The organism is Malikia spinosa (assembly GCF_002980625.1).
GTDB classification, from domain to species: domain Bacteria; phylum Pseudomonadota; class Gammaproteobacteria; order Burkholderiales; family Burkholderiaceae_C; genus Malikia; species Malikia spinosa.
On the sequence record NZ_PVLR01000023.1, the window covers coordinates 1 to 15,881 of the forward strand.

Below are 15,881 nucleotides of genomic sequence, written 5' to 3' on the forward strand. Positions count from 1 at the left end.
GTAGTTTCCTGAAGCGACCCCATCCAGAGGTTGACCGCCCCATAACCCTGGCGCGAGAAACTGCGGATGAAATCGACGCCCTCGATCTTTTGCAGTTCGCGCTCCATGCGATTGAGCACCTGGTCCTGCACCTGCTGGGCCGAGGCGCCGGGCCAGGCCACCACGGCCGTCATCGTCGGCACCATGAACTGCGGGTCTTCCAGGCGGCCCAGCCGCGTGAAGGCGAAGGTGCCCACCAGCAGGCTGCCGATGATCATGAACAGCACCATGGCCCGGTGCGTGACGGCCCACTCGGAGAGATTGAAGGACTTCATCACAGGCTCCCCGGGCGCATCACGGCCTGCACCTTCATGCCCGCATCGAGTTTCTGCGCGCCGGCCGACACCACCAGCACGCCATCGGGCAAGCCGGTCACACGCACCTGATCGGTGGATTGCGACAGCAGCGTCACCGTTTGCTGGGTCAACGTGCCAGCCTTGTCATCGACCAGCCAGACCGACGGAGTCTTGTTGGTCGTGAGCAACGCGCCCGATGGCAGTTCAGCCGAGGTTGTGGCGTCTTTTCCTGCCAGTTGCACATCGGCCGTCACGCCCATGCGCAGCCCCGGAGGCGGCGAGGCGATGGCGTAGCGCGCCCGGAAGGTGCGGGTCTGCGCCGAGGCGCTGGGTGCCAACTCGCGCAGCCTGAGTTTCACCAGATCCGGTATGCCGGCGATGCGCGCCTGGGCCACCTTCTCACGCAAACCTGCGGCCAGCGCCTCAGGCACATCGACCACGACTTCCAGCTCGCCGGGCTTGGCCAGCACCATCACGGGCTGCGCTTCGTCCACCATCTGCCCCACCTCGATCTGCAAGCCGGTCACCACGCCATCGAAGGGTGCCGTCAGCACCGCATAGCCCGCCCTGTTGCGCAGCACCTCCAGTTGTCGTTCGGCCTGTACGACGCGCGCCGCGGCAGCATCCGAGCGGGCCTGCTGCCGCTCATGGTCGGCTGCGCCCACGGAACCATCGAGCAGCAGGCGCTTGAAGCGTGCCGCATCGCTGGCCGCCTGCGTGGCGTCCACCTGGGCCGCTCGCAGTTGCTCGGCGGCGGCGTCTGCGGCCAGTTGGTAGTCAGCCGCATCGATGCGTGCCAGTGGCTGGCCGGCTCGCACGGCCTGGCCCAGGTCGACCAGGCGGGCCGTGACCTTGCCCCCGGCGCGGAACGCCAGATCGCTCTCGATGCGCGGGCGAACGGCGCCGCTCAGTATCCGCATGTCTTCGCCGTGGTCGTTGTGCACGGGCGTGACGTAGACAGCCGGGATGGGCGGCGCTTTTTCAGCGGCAGGCGAGCAGGCGGTCAGAACCGCCAGACCACTGATGACCAAGCCAGACCAGACCAGGGCATGGACGAGCTTCATCAAGCGGAAGTCAGAGGAATCAATCATGGCAAGCTTTCAGGTGCGAGGCTGGGAGGCGTGATGCGGGGGGTCGTGGTTGTGGGCGTGTCCTGCCATCCGCCACCCAGGGCCGAGGCGAGTTGGACGGTGTTCAGCGCCAACTGGGCCTGGCCATCGATGGCCGACAGTTCGGCGGCGAGCACGGCGCGCTGCGCATCGAGCAGTTGCAGCCGGTCGATCTGGCCTTCTCGGTAGAGCGATTCGGCATGACGCAGGCCCGTGCGCCGTTGCTGAGTGACGGCATCCAGCGCGGTCGAGCGATCGCGCTCCTGGTTCAGGGCCACGAGGCTGTCGTCGACGTCCTTGACGGCGCCGAGCACGGCCTTCTCATACTGCAAAGTGGCCATGCGCTCTTTGGCGGATTGCCGCTCGACGGCCGCGCGCAAGCGACCCGCATCGAACAGCGGCATGGTGAAGGCCAGCGCCGCGGTGCTGTATCGGACAGGAGACAGGTCCAGCGCATTGAGGCTCAAGTCCTGGCGCCCGAACGCGGCGGCCAGGAAGAACTTGGGCCATCGGTCGGCTTGGGCCTCGCGCAGGCGCGCGGCCTCGGCCATGAACTGCTTGTGCGCCACGCGCAGATCGGGGCGCCGCAGCAACAAATCGACCGGCTGCCTGGCCGACAAGCGTGGCGGGGTGGACAACCATGGTGCGGTGGAGGCACTCAACTCTGGCAATGGCTGGTTGGGATTGGCGCCCACCAGCACGGCCAGCTGGGTCTCGGTCACGGCGACCAGGGTCCGCAAAGGGGGAAGTTGTGCGGCGAGTGATTGCACCTCACCGGCGGCCCGGGCCACGTCAAAGCGGCTGGCCAGGCCCCCGGCCTCCCGGCTGCGGGTCAGCCGCTCGGTGTCGGTCTGGGCTTTCAGCAAGGCGTCGAGCTTGGCCAGTCGCAGCCGCGCGCTTTGCCACACGATGTACTGTCGTGCGACTTCGCTGCTCACCAGCCAGCGCGCCGCTTCCACACCTTCTTCGGCGGTCAGCGCATCCAGTTCGGCGGCATCGGCACCGGCGCGTGCGGCACCGAACAGGTCGAGCTCCCAACCCAGGTCCAGTGCGCCCCGATAAGCCCGAGTGTCGGGCTTGCCTTGCTTGACCTGATCGGGCAGCCCGCTGCGCTCGTCGGATGCCGAGCCGGTGAGCGACACGGTCGGCCAGCGCCTTGAAGCCGCCGCCGTCTGCCCCGCACGGGCTTGCCGCACGCGCTGTACGGCGATCCGGACATCGTGGTTGGCCGATTGGGCGCGCTGAACCAGAGCCATGAGCGCGTCGTCGTCAAAGCCTTGCCACCAGCTTGCGTCGGCCGCCTGTTTTTGGTCTTGCGCGTGCCGGAAGCGCGAGTCTTCAGTGGCCGAAACGTCGGGCGGCTCAGGTTCTGACGTGGCACAAGCTGACAGGACAGCGGCCAGGCAGACGGCGAGCAAAAGTGGAAACTGCTGGAGCCTCGATGGCGAAAAAGACATGATTTCGCTTCATTGGTTGACGGTGTCTACAATTTTCCTTTTAAAAGTTGACACTGTCAACAAGATCTCCTCGACGGCGGCACCCGTGCCTCGGATCTCATCGCTAAACTCACCCGTATGCCCAAGAAGACCCCATCGCCTGCGGCGCCCCTCGAACTGCGCGAGGCGTGCGTCATCGCCGCTCAAGAAGTCATTGCCGAAAAAGGTGTGGAGAACCTGAGCCTGCGGGATGTGGCTCGCAGGTTGGGGGTCTCGCATCAAGCGCCTTACAAGCACTATCCCAGCCGTGACCACCTGCTGGCTGAAGTGATGCGACGCTGCTTCCAGCGGTTTGCCGAGCACCTCGATGCGCGAGGACAGTTCGACAAGCCGCAGGAGGATCTCGCAGCGCTGGGACGCCAGTACCTCAGCTATGCAAGGGATCACCCCTTGGAATATCGCCTGATGTTCGATACCCAGTGGCCAGAATCAGCGGCGCACCCTGACCTCATCAGAGACGCCGTCCACGCTTACGACATCCTGCGCAAGGTATTGCGCCGCCTGCATGGTGACGCTGCCGCCTCAAGCGACCGTGTGGATCTGGATGCACTCTATATTTGGTCCACCGTGCATGGCATGGCTGGCGTGTTGAATGGCAACTGTATCGACAAGTTGAATTTGAAACAGGAGGTACTTGAGCAAGCCATCGAACACGCCATCGTGATGGTGGAGCTCGGCCTATCGCGCTTTCAGATGCAGGCGGATGGAGACGCTCATCTCTAGCTCACCCGAGGTGGGTATGCCGTTCATGCCTTGGTTCTGTTTCCATCGCCGTCAGCCCCTGCAAAATGCCGCAGGCGTCCATGGCCTGCTCGCTTTGGCAGCGCTGACGTAGCTCGCTGAGTTGCTGCTTGAGCTGGGACAACTCATCTATCCGCACATCGACGTGGGCGATGTGCTCGTCGAGTAGTTGATTGCCGCTCTGAATAAAGCCGTGCAGGCTCAGTGAGCCAGAAGCCCTGGCGCACCGCCGCCAGGGCTTTGCATACGAGGCTCATTCCTCGAGCAGGCTGCGCAGCATCCAGGCGGTTTTTTCATGAACATCGATGCGTTGGGTCAGGACGTCAGCGGTCGGCTGGTCATTGGCCGCGTCCACCACGGGGAAGAGTGTGCGGGCGGTGCGGGCGGTTGCCTCTTGTGCCGCCACCAGATGGCGGACCATGTCGGTCGCCTTGGGCACGCCCTCGACCTCCTCGATCGAGGCGAGCTTGACGAACTCCTTGTAGGTGCCCGGCGCTGGGAAGCCCAGCGCACGGATGCGCTCGGCGATGATGTCCAGGGCATTCCACTGTTCGGTGTACTGCGTCATGAACATGTTGTGCAGGCTGTTGAACTGCGGACCGGTGACGTTCCAGTGGAAGTTGTGCGTCATCAGGTACAGCGTGTAGCTGTCGGCCAGCAGTGCCGACAGGCCTGCGGCGATTTTCTGGCGGTCGGCGTCCGAGATACCGATGTCCATGACCATGAACTTGACTTTCTTTGCTTTCATGATGCTTCCTTTTGGTGGGGATTGAATCACTGTAACCGAGAATCATTCAATATTTCCCGCAAGCACGATTTCATGGCTATAGTGGTCAGTGCGGATACAGCCCCAGGTATCTGCAACGACCAGGCAAGGTCAATCACGATTTCGGTCAAGCAAGTAACCCCAGGAGCGATAGATGGAAAACAAGCAAGCCAGTTCTGCTGGAACATGTCCCGTCATGCACGGCGGCGCCACCTCGGCCGGCATGGTCAACATGGACTGGTGGCCCAAGGCCCTGAGCCTGGACATCCTGCACCAGCAAGACAGCAAGACCAATCCGCTGGGCGCGGACTTCAACTACCGCGAAGCCGTCAAGACACTCGACGTCGAGGCACTGAAAGCCGACCTCAAGGCCCTGATGACCGACAGCCAGGACTGGTGGCCGGCTGATTGGGGTCATTACGGCGGCCTGATGATCCGCATGGCCTGGCACTCGGCCGGGACCTACCGCATCGCCGACGGCCGTGGCGGCGCCGGCACCGGCAACCAGCGCTTTGCTCCCATCAACTCCTGGCCCGACAACGCCAACCTCGACAAGGCGCGTCGCCTGCTGTGGCCGATCAAGAAGAAGTACGGCAACCAGCTGAGCTGGGCCGACCTGATGATCCTGGCCGGCAACATGGCCTACGAGTCGATGGGACTCAAGACCTTCGGCTTTGCCTTCGGCCGCGAAGACATCTGGCACCCCGAAAAGGACATCTACTGGGGCGCGGAAAAGCAATGGCTGGCGCCCAGCGGCAGCGAGGGCAGCCGCTACTCCGGCGAGCGCAACCTGGAGAACCCGCTGGCCGCCGTGATGATGGGCCTGATCTACGTCAACCCGGAAGGCGTGGACGGCAAGCCCGACCCGCTCAAGACGGCGCATGATGTGCGCGTGACCTTCGAGCGCATGGCGATGAACGACGAGGAGACCGTGGCGCTGACCGCGGGTGGTCACACCGTTGGCAAGTGCCATGGCAATGGCAGCGCGGCCAACCTGGGCCCGGCTCCAGAGGGCGCCGAGCTGGAAGAGCAGGGCTTGGGCTGGCAGAACCACACCACCCGCGGCATCGGCCGTGACACCGTGACCAGCGGCATCGAAGGTGCCTGGACCACCCACCCGACCCAGTGGGACAACGGCTACTTCAAGCTGCTGCTCGGCTATGACTGGGAACTCAAGAAGAGCCCGGCCGGTGCCTGGCAGTACGAGCCGGTCAGCATCAAGGAAGAAGACCGTCCGGTCGATGTCGAGGACCCGGCTATCCGCCACAACCCGATCATGACCGACGCCGACATGGCCATGAAGATGGACCCGGCCTACCGCAAGATTTCCGAGCGCTTTGCGGCTGATCAGGCCTATTTCTCGGAAGTGTTCGCGCGCGCCTGGTTCAAGCTGACCCACCGCGACATGGGCCCCAAGGCGCGCTACATCGGCCCGGACGTGCCGGCCGAAGACCTGATCTGGCAGGATCCGGTGCCCGCAGGCCGTACCGACTACGACGTGGCCGCTGTCAAGGCCAGGATCGCTGCTGCCGGCCTGTCGATCGCCGACATGGTCAGCACTGCCTGGGACAGCGCACGCACTTTCCGAGGTTCGGACAAGCGCGGTGGCGCCAACGGCGCCCGCATCCGGCTGGCACCCCAGAAGGGCTGGGCCGGCAACGAGCCGGAGCGCCTGGCCCGGGTGCTGGCGGTCTACGAGTCGATCGCGGCTGAGACCGGTGCCAGCGTGGCCGACGTGATCGTGCTGGCGGGTAACCTGGGGGTCGAGCAGGCCGCCAAGGCGGCGGGCGTTGCTGTGAGCGTGCCCTTCGCCCCGGGCCGTGGCGATGCGACGGCGGACATGACCGACGCCGAATCGTTCGACGTGCTCGAGCCGCTGGCCGATGGCTTCCGCAACTGGCTCAAGAAGGACTACGTGGTCAGCGCCGAGGAGCTGCTGCTCGACCGTGCCCAGCTGCTGGGCCTGACGGCGCACGAGATGACCGCGCTGGTCGGCGGCCTGCGGGTGCTGGGCAGCAACCACGGCGGCAGCCAGCACGGCGTCTTCACCGACCGCGTCGGCGCATTGACGAATGACTTCTTCGTCAACCTGACCGACATGAGCTACAGCTGGAAGCCGACCGGGCGCAACAGCTACGCCATCGTTGACCGCAAGTCCGGCGCCACCCAGTGGACCGCGACCCGGGCCGACCTGGTGTTCGGCTCCAACTCCATCCTGCGCGCCTACGCCGAGGTCTATGCCCAGGACGACAACCAGCACAAGTTCGTGCAGGACTTCGTGGCGGCCTGGACCAAGGTCATGAACGCCGACCGCTTCGACCTCGCCTGAGGCTGGGCAAGGCCATCGTCCCTCGTCAGCCCGGGTCAGTGCCGGGCTGGCGAGGTGATTACAGCATCTACGGACCACACAATTGCAAGTCTTGCACTGGCTCAAAAAGCTCTGGCTGCTGGCTTGGCTGGTCATGCCAGTGCTGTGTGCCGCACAAGCTCCTTCTGCCAGGGAAGGCCTTCAGGGCAGTCAACTTGAGGCTGACGCCGTATTGGAAGTCTACGTGCGCGATGGCTGCCCGCATTGCGCCGCCGCCAAGGGCTACCTGCCACTCTTTCTGCAGACGCATCCCTGGCTGCAAGTGGTCTACCGTCCGGTGGACCAGGACGAAGCGACACGCGATGAGCTGATCCGCATCAGCCGCGACAATGGTCTGTGGCCGCCGGGCGTGCCGACCTTTGTCTACCGGGGGCAGGTGCTGGTGGGCTTTGCCGATGCCGGGCTGTCCGGCCCGGAGCTGGACCGGCTGGTGAGCCAGGGTCGCGATCCCTCGCCCGTCAATGCGGACAGCCTGGATGCCGGCTTCTGGGGCACGCTGAGGCTGGACTCGCTCGGGCTGCCGCTGTTCACGCTCGCGGTCGGGTTGATCGACGGCTTCAACCCCTGTGCGATGTGGGTGCTGCTGTTCCTGCTCTCGCTGCTGGTGCATCTGCGCGATCGCCGCCGCATGGCCCTGATTGCCGGCACCTTCGTGCTGGTCAGCGGCCTGGTCTACTACGCTTTCATGGCTGCCTGGCTCAACCTGTTCCTGGCGGTCGGGCTGTCCACCGCGGTCAGGACCGGTCTGGCCTTGTTGGCACTGGCGATCGCCGCCTTCAACCTCAAGGACTTCGCGTTTGGCCTGCAGGGCCCGACGCTCTCGATTCCCGGCTCAGCCAAGCCAGGGCTGTATGCTCGCATGCGCGGGGTGATGCAGACCCGCTCCCTGCCGCTGGCCCTGCTTGGCGTAGCCAGCCTGGCGGTGGCGGTGAACTTCATCGAACTGCTGTGCACGGCGGGGCTGCCAGCCATGTACACCGCCATCCTGACCCAGCAGGATCTGGACCCAGCCGGACACTATGGCTACCTGACCCTCTACATCCTGGGCTACATCGCCGACGACAGCCTGATGGTTGGCACTGCCGTGCTGGCACTGAGTCAGCGCCGGCTGGATGAAAGCCATGGCCGCTGGCTCAAGCTCGTCAGCGGCCTGGTCATGCTGGCCTTGGGTCTGGTGATGCTGGTGCGGCCGGACTGGCTGCTCTGACCGTGATCACTTCTGGTCGATACGATGGATCTTGGCTGGATTCATCCATGGCCGACCATGGCAGGCCCAAATTCTGCCAGCCATTGGGCTGCGCATGCCGCTTGTGCGGCTCCACCATCACACCTTTGTCCGCGTTCCAGCGCGTGCGGTCAACCAGCATGAAGGGAATGTTGGCGTGAACGGCATCCGTGAAACCCACGAACATGATCTCGACCGGTTCCACACGCCGATGAACAACACCGGGCTGTCGGCCTGCTGGAGCTTGCTCAGCGCGTCCTGTGCCTTGATCGGGATGTGTCACACCCTGGCGCCTCATGCGCCAACCGCAACGCCCTCTTGTGCCGTGGAATGATTCACAAGGATGCTACGAAAGCGGCTATCGCCACGCAGCCAATCGCCAGCAGCAAGGCCAATACACGCTGCGCAAGCCCGTCCCTGGAGGCAGGCTGCAACAAGTCAGTGGTCTTGTCACCCGTGATCATCGCAGCCACGAGAGAAGTCTTTCTGATCCATTTGTAGTAGCCGATGGCCAGCAGATGCAACACCACCAGGCCGATGAGTACGAGTTTGCCCCATTCGGCATGGTAGGCCGTCGCGAGCGGCACCCACTCGGAGGGCGCGAAGCGCGACAGCGGGCCAGTAAAGGCAATCTCGTCGTCGCTCAGCAAGCCCGAGACCACCTGCAGCGACAAGACCAGCAGCAGCGCAAAGACTGACAGGGCAGCGGTGGGACTGTGGCCCAGTTCGTGCTCTGGCATGGACTGGCCCCGCAGGTAGCGCAGCAGCGTGAGCGGCGAGTAGATGAACCGCGAGAAGCGTGACCAGTAGCCACCCACGAATCCCCATGCCAGGCGAAACAGCAGCAGCGCGAGCACCGCATAGCCCAGGCGGAAATGCGACGTCATCCACGCACCTCCCAGGTTGCCCGTGACGATCAACCCCACCACGGCGATCACGAGCAGCCAGTGAAGCAAACGGGTGGGCAGGTCCCACACACGAAGCCGAGCCATCTTTCTGTTCTCCTTCAATCAGCGGTTGCAGATGCAAAAGTACATAGCAAAAGTGTAATGACATCATATACTCAGGGAGGTATGTGCATCACGACTTGCCACATGCCTTGTGTTGTCAATCCTTATCCAGACAGGAAGTTCGCCATGAAAGTACGTCACGCCCTGATGCTTGCGGCAGCCATGTTGTCGGCAGGTGCTGCCCAGGCACAGTTCCAGAAACCCGAAGATGCGGTGAAGTATCGCCAGAGTGCCTTTTCGGTGATGGGAACTCACTTCGCGCGGTTGGGCGCGATGGCCAATGGCAAGGTGCCGTTTGATGCCAAGAAAGCTCAGGAAGATGCTGCCGTGGTGCTGATGCTCAGCCGTCTGCCCTGGGCCGGCTTCACGCCTGATACCCAGCAGCTCGAGAGCAAGGCCAAGCCTGCGTTGTGGTCTGAGATGGACAAGGTGAAGGGCGGTGCAGACAAGCTGATGACCGCTGCCGTGGCTCTGGACGCAGCGGCCAAGACCGGCAGCCTGGATGCCGTGAAGAAGACTTTTGGCGATGCGGCGGCCAGCTGCAAGGCCTGCCACGACGCGTACAAGTCCAAATAAGTCGCCAGCGTGATCTCCCTGGGCTGGCCTTGGCACTGCCATTGCCAGCTGGGGCATTACCGCTTGGTCTCCGGACGAGCCATTCGGAAAAATCAAAGAGCCTCTACTGTATAGGGGTATTTTTCGATAGATCCCGCCAGTCATGATCCAGGCCCTCGCCAGCAAAACCCGCAAATTACGCCTTGCCATCCCGCTCAGCCTGTTGGCTCTGGCTGTGATCGCCTTTGCTACCCTGCGCGCAGAGCGGGTCGAGGTGGCCAGGGTCGAGCAGGGCGACATGCGCCAGGCCGTGGTGGCCAGCGGTCGGGTTCGTACGCCTGAGCGTGTCGAGCTGGCCAGCCAGATCACAGCCCGGGTCAGCGCCATCATGGTCCGCGAGGGCGATACCGTCAGCGCCGGGCAACTGCTGCTTCAGCTTGACCCCGATGAGTGGCAAGCCAGCGTCGAGCAGGCGCGCGCGAGCATGGCCCAGGCCGAGAGTCGTCTGCGCCAGATCAGCGAATCCAGCTTGCCGCTGGCCGAGCAGACCTTGCGGCAGGCCCAAGCCAATGCCCGGCAGACAGCGCGTCATCATCAGCGGGTCTCTGAACTGGTCACCAATGGCTTCTACAGCCCGGCCCAGCTGGACGATGTCGAGCTGGCCCGCGACGTGGCCGCCAGCCAGCTGCAGGCAGCGCAGATCCAGGTCAGTAACCACAGCCAGGATGGCAGCGAGGTTCGCCTGGCCCGCAGTAATGTCGATCAGGCCCGTGCTGCACTCGCGGTTGCCCAGGCCCGACTGGACCATGCCACCTTGCGCGCTCCGGTAGCGGGCCAGGTACTGACGCGCCATGCCGAAAGCGGCGCAACCGTGCAACCGGGCAAGCTGCTGCTGACCCTGGCGCCAGATGTCGACACCGAACTGACGGCACAGATCGACGAGAAGAACTTCGGTTTGCTCGCGCTGGGCCAGCGGGCCCGGGTTTCAGCGGATGCCTATCCCAGCGAGAGCTTTGACGCCCGGGTCAGCTATATCGCCCCTTCGATTGATGCCCAGCGCGGCTCGGTGGAAATCCGGCTCGCAGTGCCTCAAGCGCCGGCCTATCTGCGCCACGACATGACGGTATCGATTGACATCGAGGCGGCCCAGCGCCCCGATGCCCTGAGCGTTCCCTGCGACAGCTTGCGCGATATCGCCGGCATGCCATGGGTCATGGCGGTGCGCGACAACCGGACCGTGCGCCAGGCGGTGCGGCTTGGCCTGCGCGGGTCCGGTCGCTGCGAGGTGGTCGACGGCCTGAAAGCGGGCGAGGCCGTGCTTGTCGCGGGTGACCAGGTCAGCGAAGGACGACGCGTGACTACGGTCGAACGGAAATGAGGGTCGAAATTGAAAGCCTGGCTCCCCTTTGAATGGATCGCTGCCTGGCGCTTTCTGCGCGAGGGACGGATGCAGTCGCTGCTCATCATCGTGGGCGTCGGGGTCGGGGTGGCGGTGATCGTCTTCATGTCGGCCTTGTTGAGCGGGCTGCAGGACAATCTGATCAAGCGTACCCTTTCGTCGCAGCCACATATCACCCTGCTGCCAGTCGAGGAGGTGGCCCGGCCGCAGCAGGCAAGCGCCGCCAACACCGCCTTGCGTCTGCAAAAGAATGCCCAGCGCCTGCGAACCATCGATCAGTGGCAGACGCTGCGCGACCGCCTGCAAGGCTGGCCGGAAATCGCCGCCGTGTCACCAGTTGCCTCCGGCCCGGCGTTTGCCATCCGTGGCGAGGCCAGCAAGGCGATCACGGTGCTGGGCATCGAGCCGGAACGCTACAACCGCGTCATCGCACTGACCGAACGGCTGACCGCCGGACAGCTGCGTGTCGGTGCCGGCGAGGCCGTGATCGGCATCGAGCTGGCCAAGGACCTCGGTGCTGAGGTGGGCGACAAGCTGCGCCTGAGCGTCGCCGACGGCCGCAGCGAGACCTTGACCATCACCGGCCTGTTCGACCTCGGCAACAAGGGCGTCAATGCGCGCAACGTCTATGTCGGACTGCGCACGGCGCAAAGCCTGCTCGACCTGGTCGGTGGCGTTTCGAGCATCGACCTGGCGCTGCACGACCTCGATTTGGCCGAACAACTGGCCCGCCGCATCGCGGGCGAAACCGGGCTGACCGCCGATTCCTGGATCAAGACCAACGCCCAGTTCGTCACCGCGCTGACCTCGCAGCGCGTCTCGAGCAATGTCATCCGCTTCTTCATCGCGCTGTCGGTTGCTTTCGGCATCGCCAGCGTGCTGGTCGTGTCGGTCATCCAGCGCAGCAAGGAAATCGGCATCCTGCGCGCCATGGGGGCGACGCAGGCACAGATGCTGCGCATCTTCCTGTTGCAGGGCGGCATCGTCGGCTTTTTCGGCTCGCTGCTGGGTTCGCTGCTGGCCTGGAGCCTGCTGGTGCTGTGGCAGCTGTTAGCGCGCAACCCGGACGGAACGGCCATGTTCGTCATCAGTGTCGAGCCCGGCCTGGTATTGATCGCCGCGGGCGGAGCCAGCGTGGTGGGAATCCTGGCGGCGTTGCTGCCAGCACGGCGTGCCGCCCAGCTCGATCCGGTGGTGGCGATTCGTGGCTGAAACCATGCAAGAGCATGTGCTGCACCTGCAAGGCATCCGCAAGTGCTACGGCAGCGGTGATCTGCAGACCGAGATCCTCCACGGCATCGACCTGCGCTTGCAGCGCGGCGAGTTTGCTGCGTTGATCGGCCCGTCCGGCTCGGGCAAGAGCACCTTGCTCAACCTGATCGGCCTGCTGGACCGGCCGAGCTCCGGCAAGCTGGAGATCGATGGCGAAGACATCGCCCGGCTCGACGATGCCGAACTGACCCGCCTGAGGGGCCAGCGCATCGGCTTTGTCTTCCAGCATCACAACCTGATCCCGGCCTTCACCGCCGAGGAGAACGTCGCCATGCCGATGCTCGTCGCCCGTGGCCGCCCGGATCGGGACATGTTCGAAACCGCCGGTCGTTTGCTGGAGCAGGTCGGCCTGGGCGAGCGCAAGCAGTATCTGGCCAACCGTCTTTCCGGTGGGCAGCAGCAGCGCGTCGCGATCGCCCGCGCCCTGGCCATGAACCCGGCGCTGGTGCTCGCGGACGAGCCGACCGGCAACCTCGACACGCATTCAGCCGACGAGGTGTTCAGCCTGATGCGCGAGTTCAACCGTCACCAGGCCACCACCTTCCTGATCGTGACCCACGACCCGCGTCTGGCAGCGCGTTGCGACCGCATCATTGAATTGATTGATGGACGCATTGCTTCTGATAGTCAGTTGTCCTGACGCGGCAACAACCGTGCGTCCCAGTTCCTGAGTGATGCTGCTGGACCTTTGCCGTTGGCTGAGCCGACCCGGAATGATTGCCGCCCATGAAGCGTCATCAGTTTTCATGTGGATCTGTGGCATGACGAAGCCATGTCGTCACGTTCTGGTAAAGCAGCGCTTCGTCCTCGAACTTTTCATGGGTTCCGAGCCAGGTCCAGAGGGTGGCCTGGCGGGCGGCACTGGCCAGTTGGCGGGCGCAGTCCAGTGGCACCATGCCGTCCTGGTCGCCATGCAGCAGCAGTACCGGGCACTGGATCAGTCCGATCCGGTTGACTGGCGCAATCGCTTCGAAGCGGTGGCCGATCACTTGTTCTATGTAACGGTTGATCAGCCAGCCCAGTGGCCAGAAAGGTATGTGATGGTCGGCCAGCCAGCGGCGCATGACCTGTTCCGGATGGGCGAACGCCGACACGCTCACCACAGCAGAGACATCGCTGCGACCGGAGGCAAAAACCAGCGCTGCCGCCGCACCCAGCGAATGGCCCAGCAGTACCAGGGGCGCTGTTCCCAGACAGACCCCGCCTGTGCGCAACCACGCGCAGCAGGCTTCGATGTCCTCGACGAAGCGAGGCAGCGAACTGTGGCTGTCCGGATCACTCCCACCATGGCTGCGAGCGTCTGGCAACAGTACCGCCCACCCGTCTGCATGCAATGCGCGGGCGGCGGGCCACAACTGGCCGCCGTTCCCGCCCCAGCCATGCATCAGCAAGGCGATGCCGATGGGCTCCGGTCCGGCTTGCGGCAACCAGCGTGCATGGAGCGTGCGTCCGTTTCGGGTCGGGATGCGATGGGTTTCGAGCTTGATGCCGGCTGATGCGCTGTCCAGAAACATGTCTTGCGACATCTGAGCGGGCTTGAGCCGCCAGCGCAGCCAGGCCACAAAGAGCCAGCCCAGCCCTGCGGCAACAAGCAGACCGGCCAGCAGTTGCAGCCACCAGGATTGCGGGTCCAATGCCATGGTCGATGCGCGCTTTCAGGGGGGTATGGCGGTGGCTGGATGGAGTGACGCGGCGCACCCGGATTCCGGTCCGGAGTCTTGGCGTTGACGGCTGTCCTCTGCGGACCGTCCGGGCTTCAGTGGCCGGTCCGGCGCAGCAGCCGGACATGCATCGGGCGCACGAAGCGGGCACCCTGTGGGCTCATGTGCGGCTCGAATGCCGAGCGCACTCGGGAGACCACCGCATCGTTCAGATCATGCTGGGCAAAGCTGGGCCGCATCATGCGCTGCTCGAACTCGTCGAAGTCGCGGTAGCTGACCGCCTGGGCGAAGCGGTGCTCGCTCACCGTTTCCCATTGACCCGTCGTGGCCAGTGCCTCATCCAGCGCGGCCTGTGCCGCCGCGCGCACCACGCCTTCGTCATTGAACAGTCTGACCACCTCGTTCAGGGCGCCGTCGTAGATCGGCTCCGACACGTACAGATGGCCACCCGGCTTGAGCACCCTGGCCACTTCCGACAGGGCCCGGGGCAACAGCGGCAAGGGCACGTGATGGAGGGACTTGAGCATCAGCACGAGGTCGAAGCTGGCTGCCGGAAAAGGGATGTCCTGGGCGCCAGCAGACAGGAAGTCGAGCCCGGCTTGCGGCTGCGCGAGGTTCTTGGCGTGCTGGATGGCATCGACCTCCAGCCCGGTGACATGGCAGACCGGAAAGCGCTGCAACAGGCTGCGCGCCAGCCGGGCGTTGCCGCAGCCGAGTTCGAGGATGCGTTGCCCTGACAGCGGCACCAGTTCGTTCAGCAGCTCAAGCTCGTCCGGCTGCAAGGGAAGTTGGTCAACGGAGTACATCTGGATCGGCTACGGCTTGATGGCTTGCGATCGCTTGATCATACCCCTGTCTGTATTTTCCAGACTTGCACCGCGGCCGCTTGCCGCTCAGTTGCAGGATTCCAGCGCCACCTGTCCGGTCCGCGTTCCTGAGCCATCACCAAGCTGTGTTGGCACTGGCAGCCTCGGCATCAGCGCTGCCCGAAGCGTCCTGACCGTAATCAGGGGCTCTCCAGGAACGCAAATGCGCTGAAGCTGCCGTTTGCATCATGCCAGCCCTGGATTTAGACTGGTCTTGCAGGTGCTCATGCGCATCAGGAGGGGTCAATGAGCGAGCTTGTAGCGCCGGTACCCGCACTTCATGATGCGCTCCTGCTGCTTGCTGCGCCTGCAAGAAACGTCACAGCAGCGCTCCTGCCTGTCTTACCGCGTGGCGCTGAGAGGCCGCAGGCGCTCACCAGCGTCGCCAGCAGGGTGGATACACAATTTGCGGGAGAAATCCTGGAGCCATGGCGAAGATCGAGCCCTATGAAGCGCATGCCGACCGCTACGATGCCTGGTTCGAGCGGCATGAAGCCGCCTACATCGCCGAGTTGTTGGCGTTGCGCCCCTTCGTGCCGCTGAGCGGGCATGGCCTGGAGATCGGCGTGGGCAGTGGCCGTTTTGCTGCGCCGCTGGGGGTGCGGATCGGCATCGATCCCTCGCGGGCGATGCTCGGACATGCGCGTGCGCGTGGCCTCGAAGTCGTCCAGGGCATCGCCGAGGCGCTGCCCTTCGAGGACAGCCGTTTCGACCATCTCCTGGTGGTGACGACCTTGTGCTTCGTCGACTCGCCACAGGCAATGCTGTTGCAGGCGCGGCGCGTGCTGAAGCCAGGCGGTGATCTCGTGCTGGGCTTCATCGATCGCGACAGCAGTCTGGGGCGCCACTACGAAAGTCACCGCGAGGCCAGCGTCTTCTACCGCGATGCGACCTTCTACTCCGCGGGAGAAGTCGAGCGTCTGCTCGTCGAGGCCGGGTTTTATGTCCGATCCTGGGCTCAGACCTTGACCCATGCCCTGGCGGATGACGAGCAGATCGAAGCGGCTCGGCCGGGCCATGGACAGGGTGGCTTCGTGGTCGTTCATGCGAGCAATGACAAGGTCGGGTGAACCCGGCA

At 64.3% G+C, this 15,881-nt stretch carries 17 protein-coding genes; 9 read left to right on the plus strand and 8 right to left on the minus strand.

Translation table 11 applies throughout. The annotated features are described in order from the left end of the window. The 3 genes from C6P61_RS08880 to C6P61_RS08890 form a co-directional block, all read right to left on the minus strand. Positions 1-314 (minus strand): efflux RND transporter permease subunit (locus tag C6P61_RS08880; RefSeq protein ID WP_146115009.1); only part of this gene is annotated, 314 nt, incomplete at its 3' end. Next, complete coding sequence (locus C6P61_RS08885; protein ID WP_105729580.1) at positions 314-1,426, minus strand: efflux RND transporter periplasmic adaptor subunit; 1,113 nt, start codon at positions 1,424-1,426, stop codon at positions 314-316. The genes C6P61_RS08880 and C6P61_RS08885, both read right to left, overlap by 1 nt. After that, positions 1,423-2,901 (minus strand): efflux transporter outer membrane subunit, encoded by a 1,479-nt coding sequence (locus C6P61_RS08890; RefSeq protein WP_105729581.1) that lies wholly within the window; start codon positions 2,899-2,901, stop codon positions 1,423-1,425. Before C6P61_RS08890 ends, C6P61_RS08885 begins: the two co-directional genes overlap by 4 nt. Positions 2,902-3,018: 117 nt before the next feature. Between C6P61_RS08890 and C6P61_RS08895 the strand changes: the two genes are divergently transcribed. After that, on the plus strand, positions 3,019-3,663 hold the full coding sequence (locus C6P61_RS08895; protein WP_105729582.1) for a TetR/AcrR family transcriptional regulator: 645 nt from the start codon (positions 3,019-3,021) through the stop codon (positions 3,661-3,663). A gap of 1 nt (position 3,664) precedes the next feature. On the opposite strand, the gene C6P61_RS08900 is transcribed toward C6P61_RS08895, so the two are convergent. Then, entirely contained in the window at positions 3,665-3,805 is a 141-nt protein-coding gene (locus C6P61_RS08900) for a MerR family transcriptional regulator (protein WP_425319742.1), read from the minus strand. Between the two features lie 129 nt (positions 3,806-3,934). Continuing rightward, positions 3,935-4,429 carry a Dps family protein gene (locus C6P61_RS08905; protein WP_105729583.1) on the minus strand — a complete coding sequence of 165 codons (495 nt, stop codon included), beginning with the start codon at positions 4,427-4,429 and terminating at the stop codon, positions 3,935-3,937. Positions 4,430-4,601: 172 nt separating this feature from the next. On the opposite strand from C6P61_RS08905, the gene katG reads away from it, so the two are divergent. From katG to C6P61_RS17935, 3 genes are all read left to right on the plus strand, one after another. Continuing rightward, a complete protein-coding gene (katG, locus tag C6P61_RS08910) occupies positions 4,602-6,776 on the plus strand; it encodes a catalase/peroxidase HPI (protein ID WP_105729584.1) in 2,175 nt (724 codons plus the stop codon). A 91-nt stretch (positions 6,777-6,867) separates the two neighbouring features. Next, the gene (locus C6P61_RS08915) at positions 6,868-8,022 is read left to right on the plus strand and encodes a glutaredoxin family protein (RefSeq protein ID WP_211296951.1); all 1,155 of its coding nucleotides are present in this window, start codon (positions 6,868-6,870) and stop codon (positions 8,020-8,022) included. 31 nt (positions 8,023-8,053) lie between these two features. Continuing rightward, positions 8,054-8,374, plus strand: coding sequence for a hypothetical protein (locus tag C6P61_RS17935; RefSeq protein WP_170067351.1), 321 nt, complete (start codon positions 8,054-8,056; stop codon positions 8,372-8,374). 1 nt (position 8,375) lies between these two features. Here the strand turns inward: C6P61_RS17935 and C6P61_RS08925 are convergent, their stop codons facing one another. Next, on the minus strand, positions 8,376-9,032 hold the full coding sequence (locus C6P61_RS08925; RefSeq protein WP_105729585.1) for a cytochrome b/b6 domain-containing protein: 657 nt from the start codon (positions 9,030-9,032) through the stop codon (positions 8,376-8,378). A gap of 144 nt (positions 9,033-9,176) precedes the next feature. Between C6P61_RS08925 and C6P61_RS08930 the strand changes: the two genes are divergently transcribed. The 4 genes from C6P61_RS08930 to C6P61_RS08945 all read left to right on the plus strand — a co-directional run bounded on the left by C6P61_RS08930 (position 9,177) and on the right by C6P61_RS08945 (position 12,916). Then, positions 9,177-9,626 (plus strand): c-type cytochrome, encoded by a 450-nt coding sequence (locus C6P61_RS08930; RefSeq protein WP_105729586.1) that lies wholly within the window; start codon positions 9,177-9,179, stop codon positions 9,624-9,626. 142 nt (positions 9,627-9,768) lie between these two features. Continuing rightward, entirely contained in the window at positions 9,769-10,983 is a 1,215-nt protein-coding gene (locus C6P61_RS08935) for an efflux RND transporter periplasmic adaptor subunit (RefSeq protein ID WP_105729587.1), read from the plus strand. A 9-nt stretch (positions 10,984-10,992) separates the two neighbouring features. Next, positions 10,993-12,216, plus strand: a complete 1,224-nt coding sequence (locus tag C6P61_RS08940) for an ABC transporter permease (protein ID WP_105729588.1) — start codon at positions 10,993-10,995, stop codon at positions 12,214-12,216. After that, the gene (locus C6P61_RS08945) at positions 12,209-12,916 is read left to right on the plus strand and encodes an ABC transporter ATP-binding protein (RefSeq protein ID WP_342352617.1); all 708 of its coding nucleotides are present in this window, start codon (positions 12,209-12,211) and stop codon (positions 12,914-12,916) included. Before C6P61_RS08940 ends, C6P61_RS08945 begins: the two co-directional genes overlap by 8 nt. Before the next feature lie 97 nt (positions 12,917-13,013). Here C6P61_RS08945 and C6P61_RS08950 read toward each other — a convergent pair whose 3' ends face one another. Both C6P61_RS08950 and C6P61_RS08955 read right to left on the minus strand, forming a co-directional pair. Further along, a complete protein-coding gene (locus C6P61_RS08950; RefSeq protein ID WP_105729590.1) occupies positions 13,014-13,916 on the minus strand; it encodes an alpha/beta hydrolase in 903 nt (300 codons plus the stop codon). 116 nt (positions 13,917-14,032) lie between these two features. Further along, on the minus strand, positions 14,033-14,743 hold the full coding sequence (locus C6P61_RS08955) for a class I SAM-dependent methyltransferase (RefSeq protein WP_105729591.1): 711 nt from the start codon (positions 14,741-14,743) through the stop codon (positions 14,033-14,035). Between the two features lie 488 nt (positions 14,744-15,231). On the opposite strand from C6P61_RS08955, the gene C6P61_RS08960 reads away from it, so the two are divergent. Beyond that, positions 15,232-15,873 (plus strand): class I SAM-dependent methyltransferase, encoded by a 642-nt coding sequence (locus C6P61_RS08960; RefSeq protein ID WP_105729592.1) that lies wholly within the window; start codon positions 15,232-15,234, stop codon positions 15,871-15,873. Positions 15,874-15,881: the final 8 nt, after the last annotated feature.

What these genes read in the sequence shown, in the direction of transcription:
- C6P61_RS08885 (WP_105729580.1), bottom strand. Translation starts at nt 1,426, where the DNA reads ATGATTGATTCCTCTGACTTCCGCTTGATGAAGCTCGTCCATGCCCTG.
- C6P61_RS08890 (WP_105729581.1), bottom strand. Translation starts at nt 2,901, where the DNA reads ATGTCTTTTTCGCCATCGAGGCTCCAGCAGTTTCCACTTTTGCTCGCC.
- C6P61_RS08895 (WP_105729582.1), top strand. Translation starts at nt 3,019, where the DNA reads ATGCCCAAGAAGACCCCATCGCCTGCGGCGCCCCTCGAACTGCGCGAG.
- C6P61_RS08905 (WP_105729583.1), bottom strand. Translation starts at nt 4,429, where the DNA reads ATGAAAGCAAAGAAAGTCAAGTTCATGGTCATGGACATCGGTATCTCG.
- katG (WP_105729584.1), top strand. Translation starts at nt 4,602, where the DNA reads ATGGAAAACAAGCAAGCCAGTTCTGCTGGAACATGTCCCGTCATGCAC.
- C6P61_RS08925 (WP_105729585.1), bottom strand. Translation starts at nt 9,032, where the DNA reads ATGGCTCGGCTTCGTGTGTGGGACCTGCCCACCCGTTTGCTTCACTGG.
- C6P61_RS08930 (WP_105729586.1), top strand. Translation starts at nt 9,177, where the DNA reads ATGAAAGTACGTCACGCCCTGATGCTTGCGGCAGCCATGTTGTCGGCA.
- C6P61_RS08935 (WP_105729587.1), top strand. Translation starts at nt 9,769, where the DNA reads ATGATCCAGGCCCTCGCCAGCAAAACCCGCAAATTACGCCTTGCCATC.
- C6P61_RS08950 (WP_105729590.1), bottom strand. Translation starts at nt 13,916, where the DNA reads ATGGCATTGGACCCGCAATCCTGGTGGCTGCAACTGCTGGCCGGTCTG.
- C6P61_RS08955 (WP_105729591.1), bottom strand. Translation starts at nt 14,743, where the DNA reads ATGTACTCCGTTGACCAACTTCCCTTGCAGCCGGACGAGCTTGAGCTG.
- C6P61_RS08960 (WP_105729592.1), top strand. Translation starts at nt 15,232, where the DNA reads ATGGCGAAGATCGAGCCCTATGAAGCGCATGCCGACCGCTACGATGCC.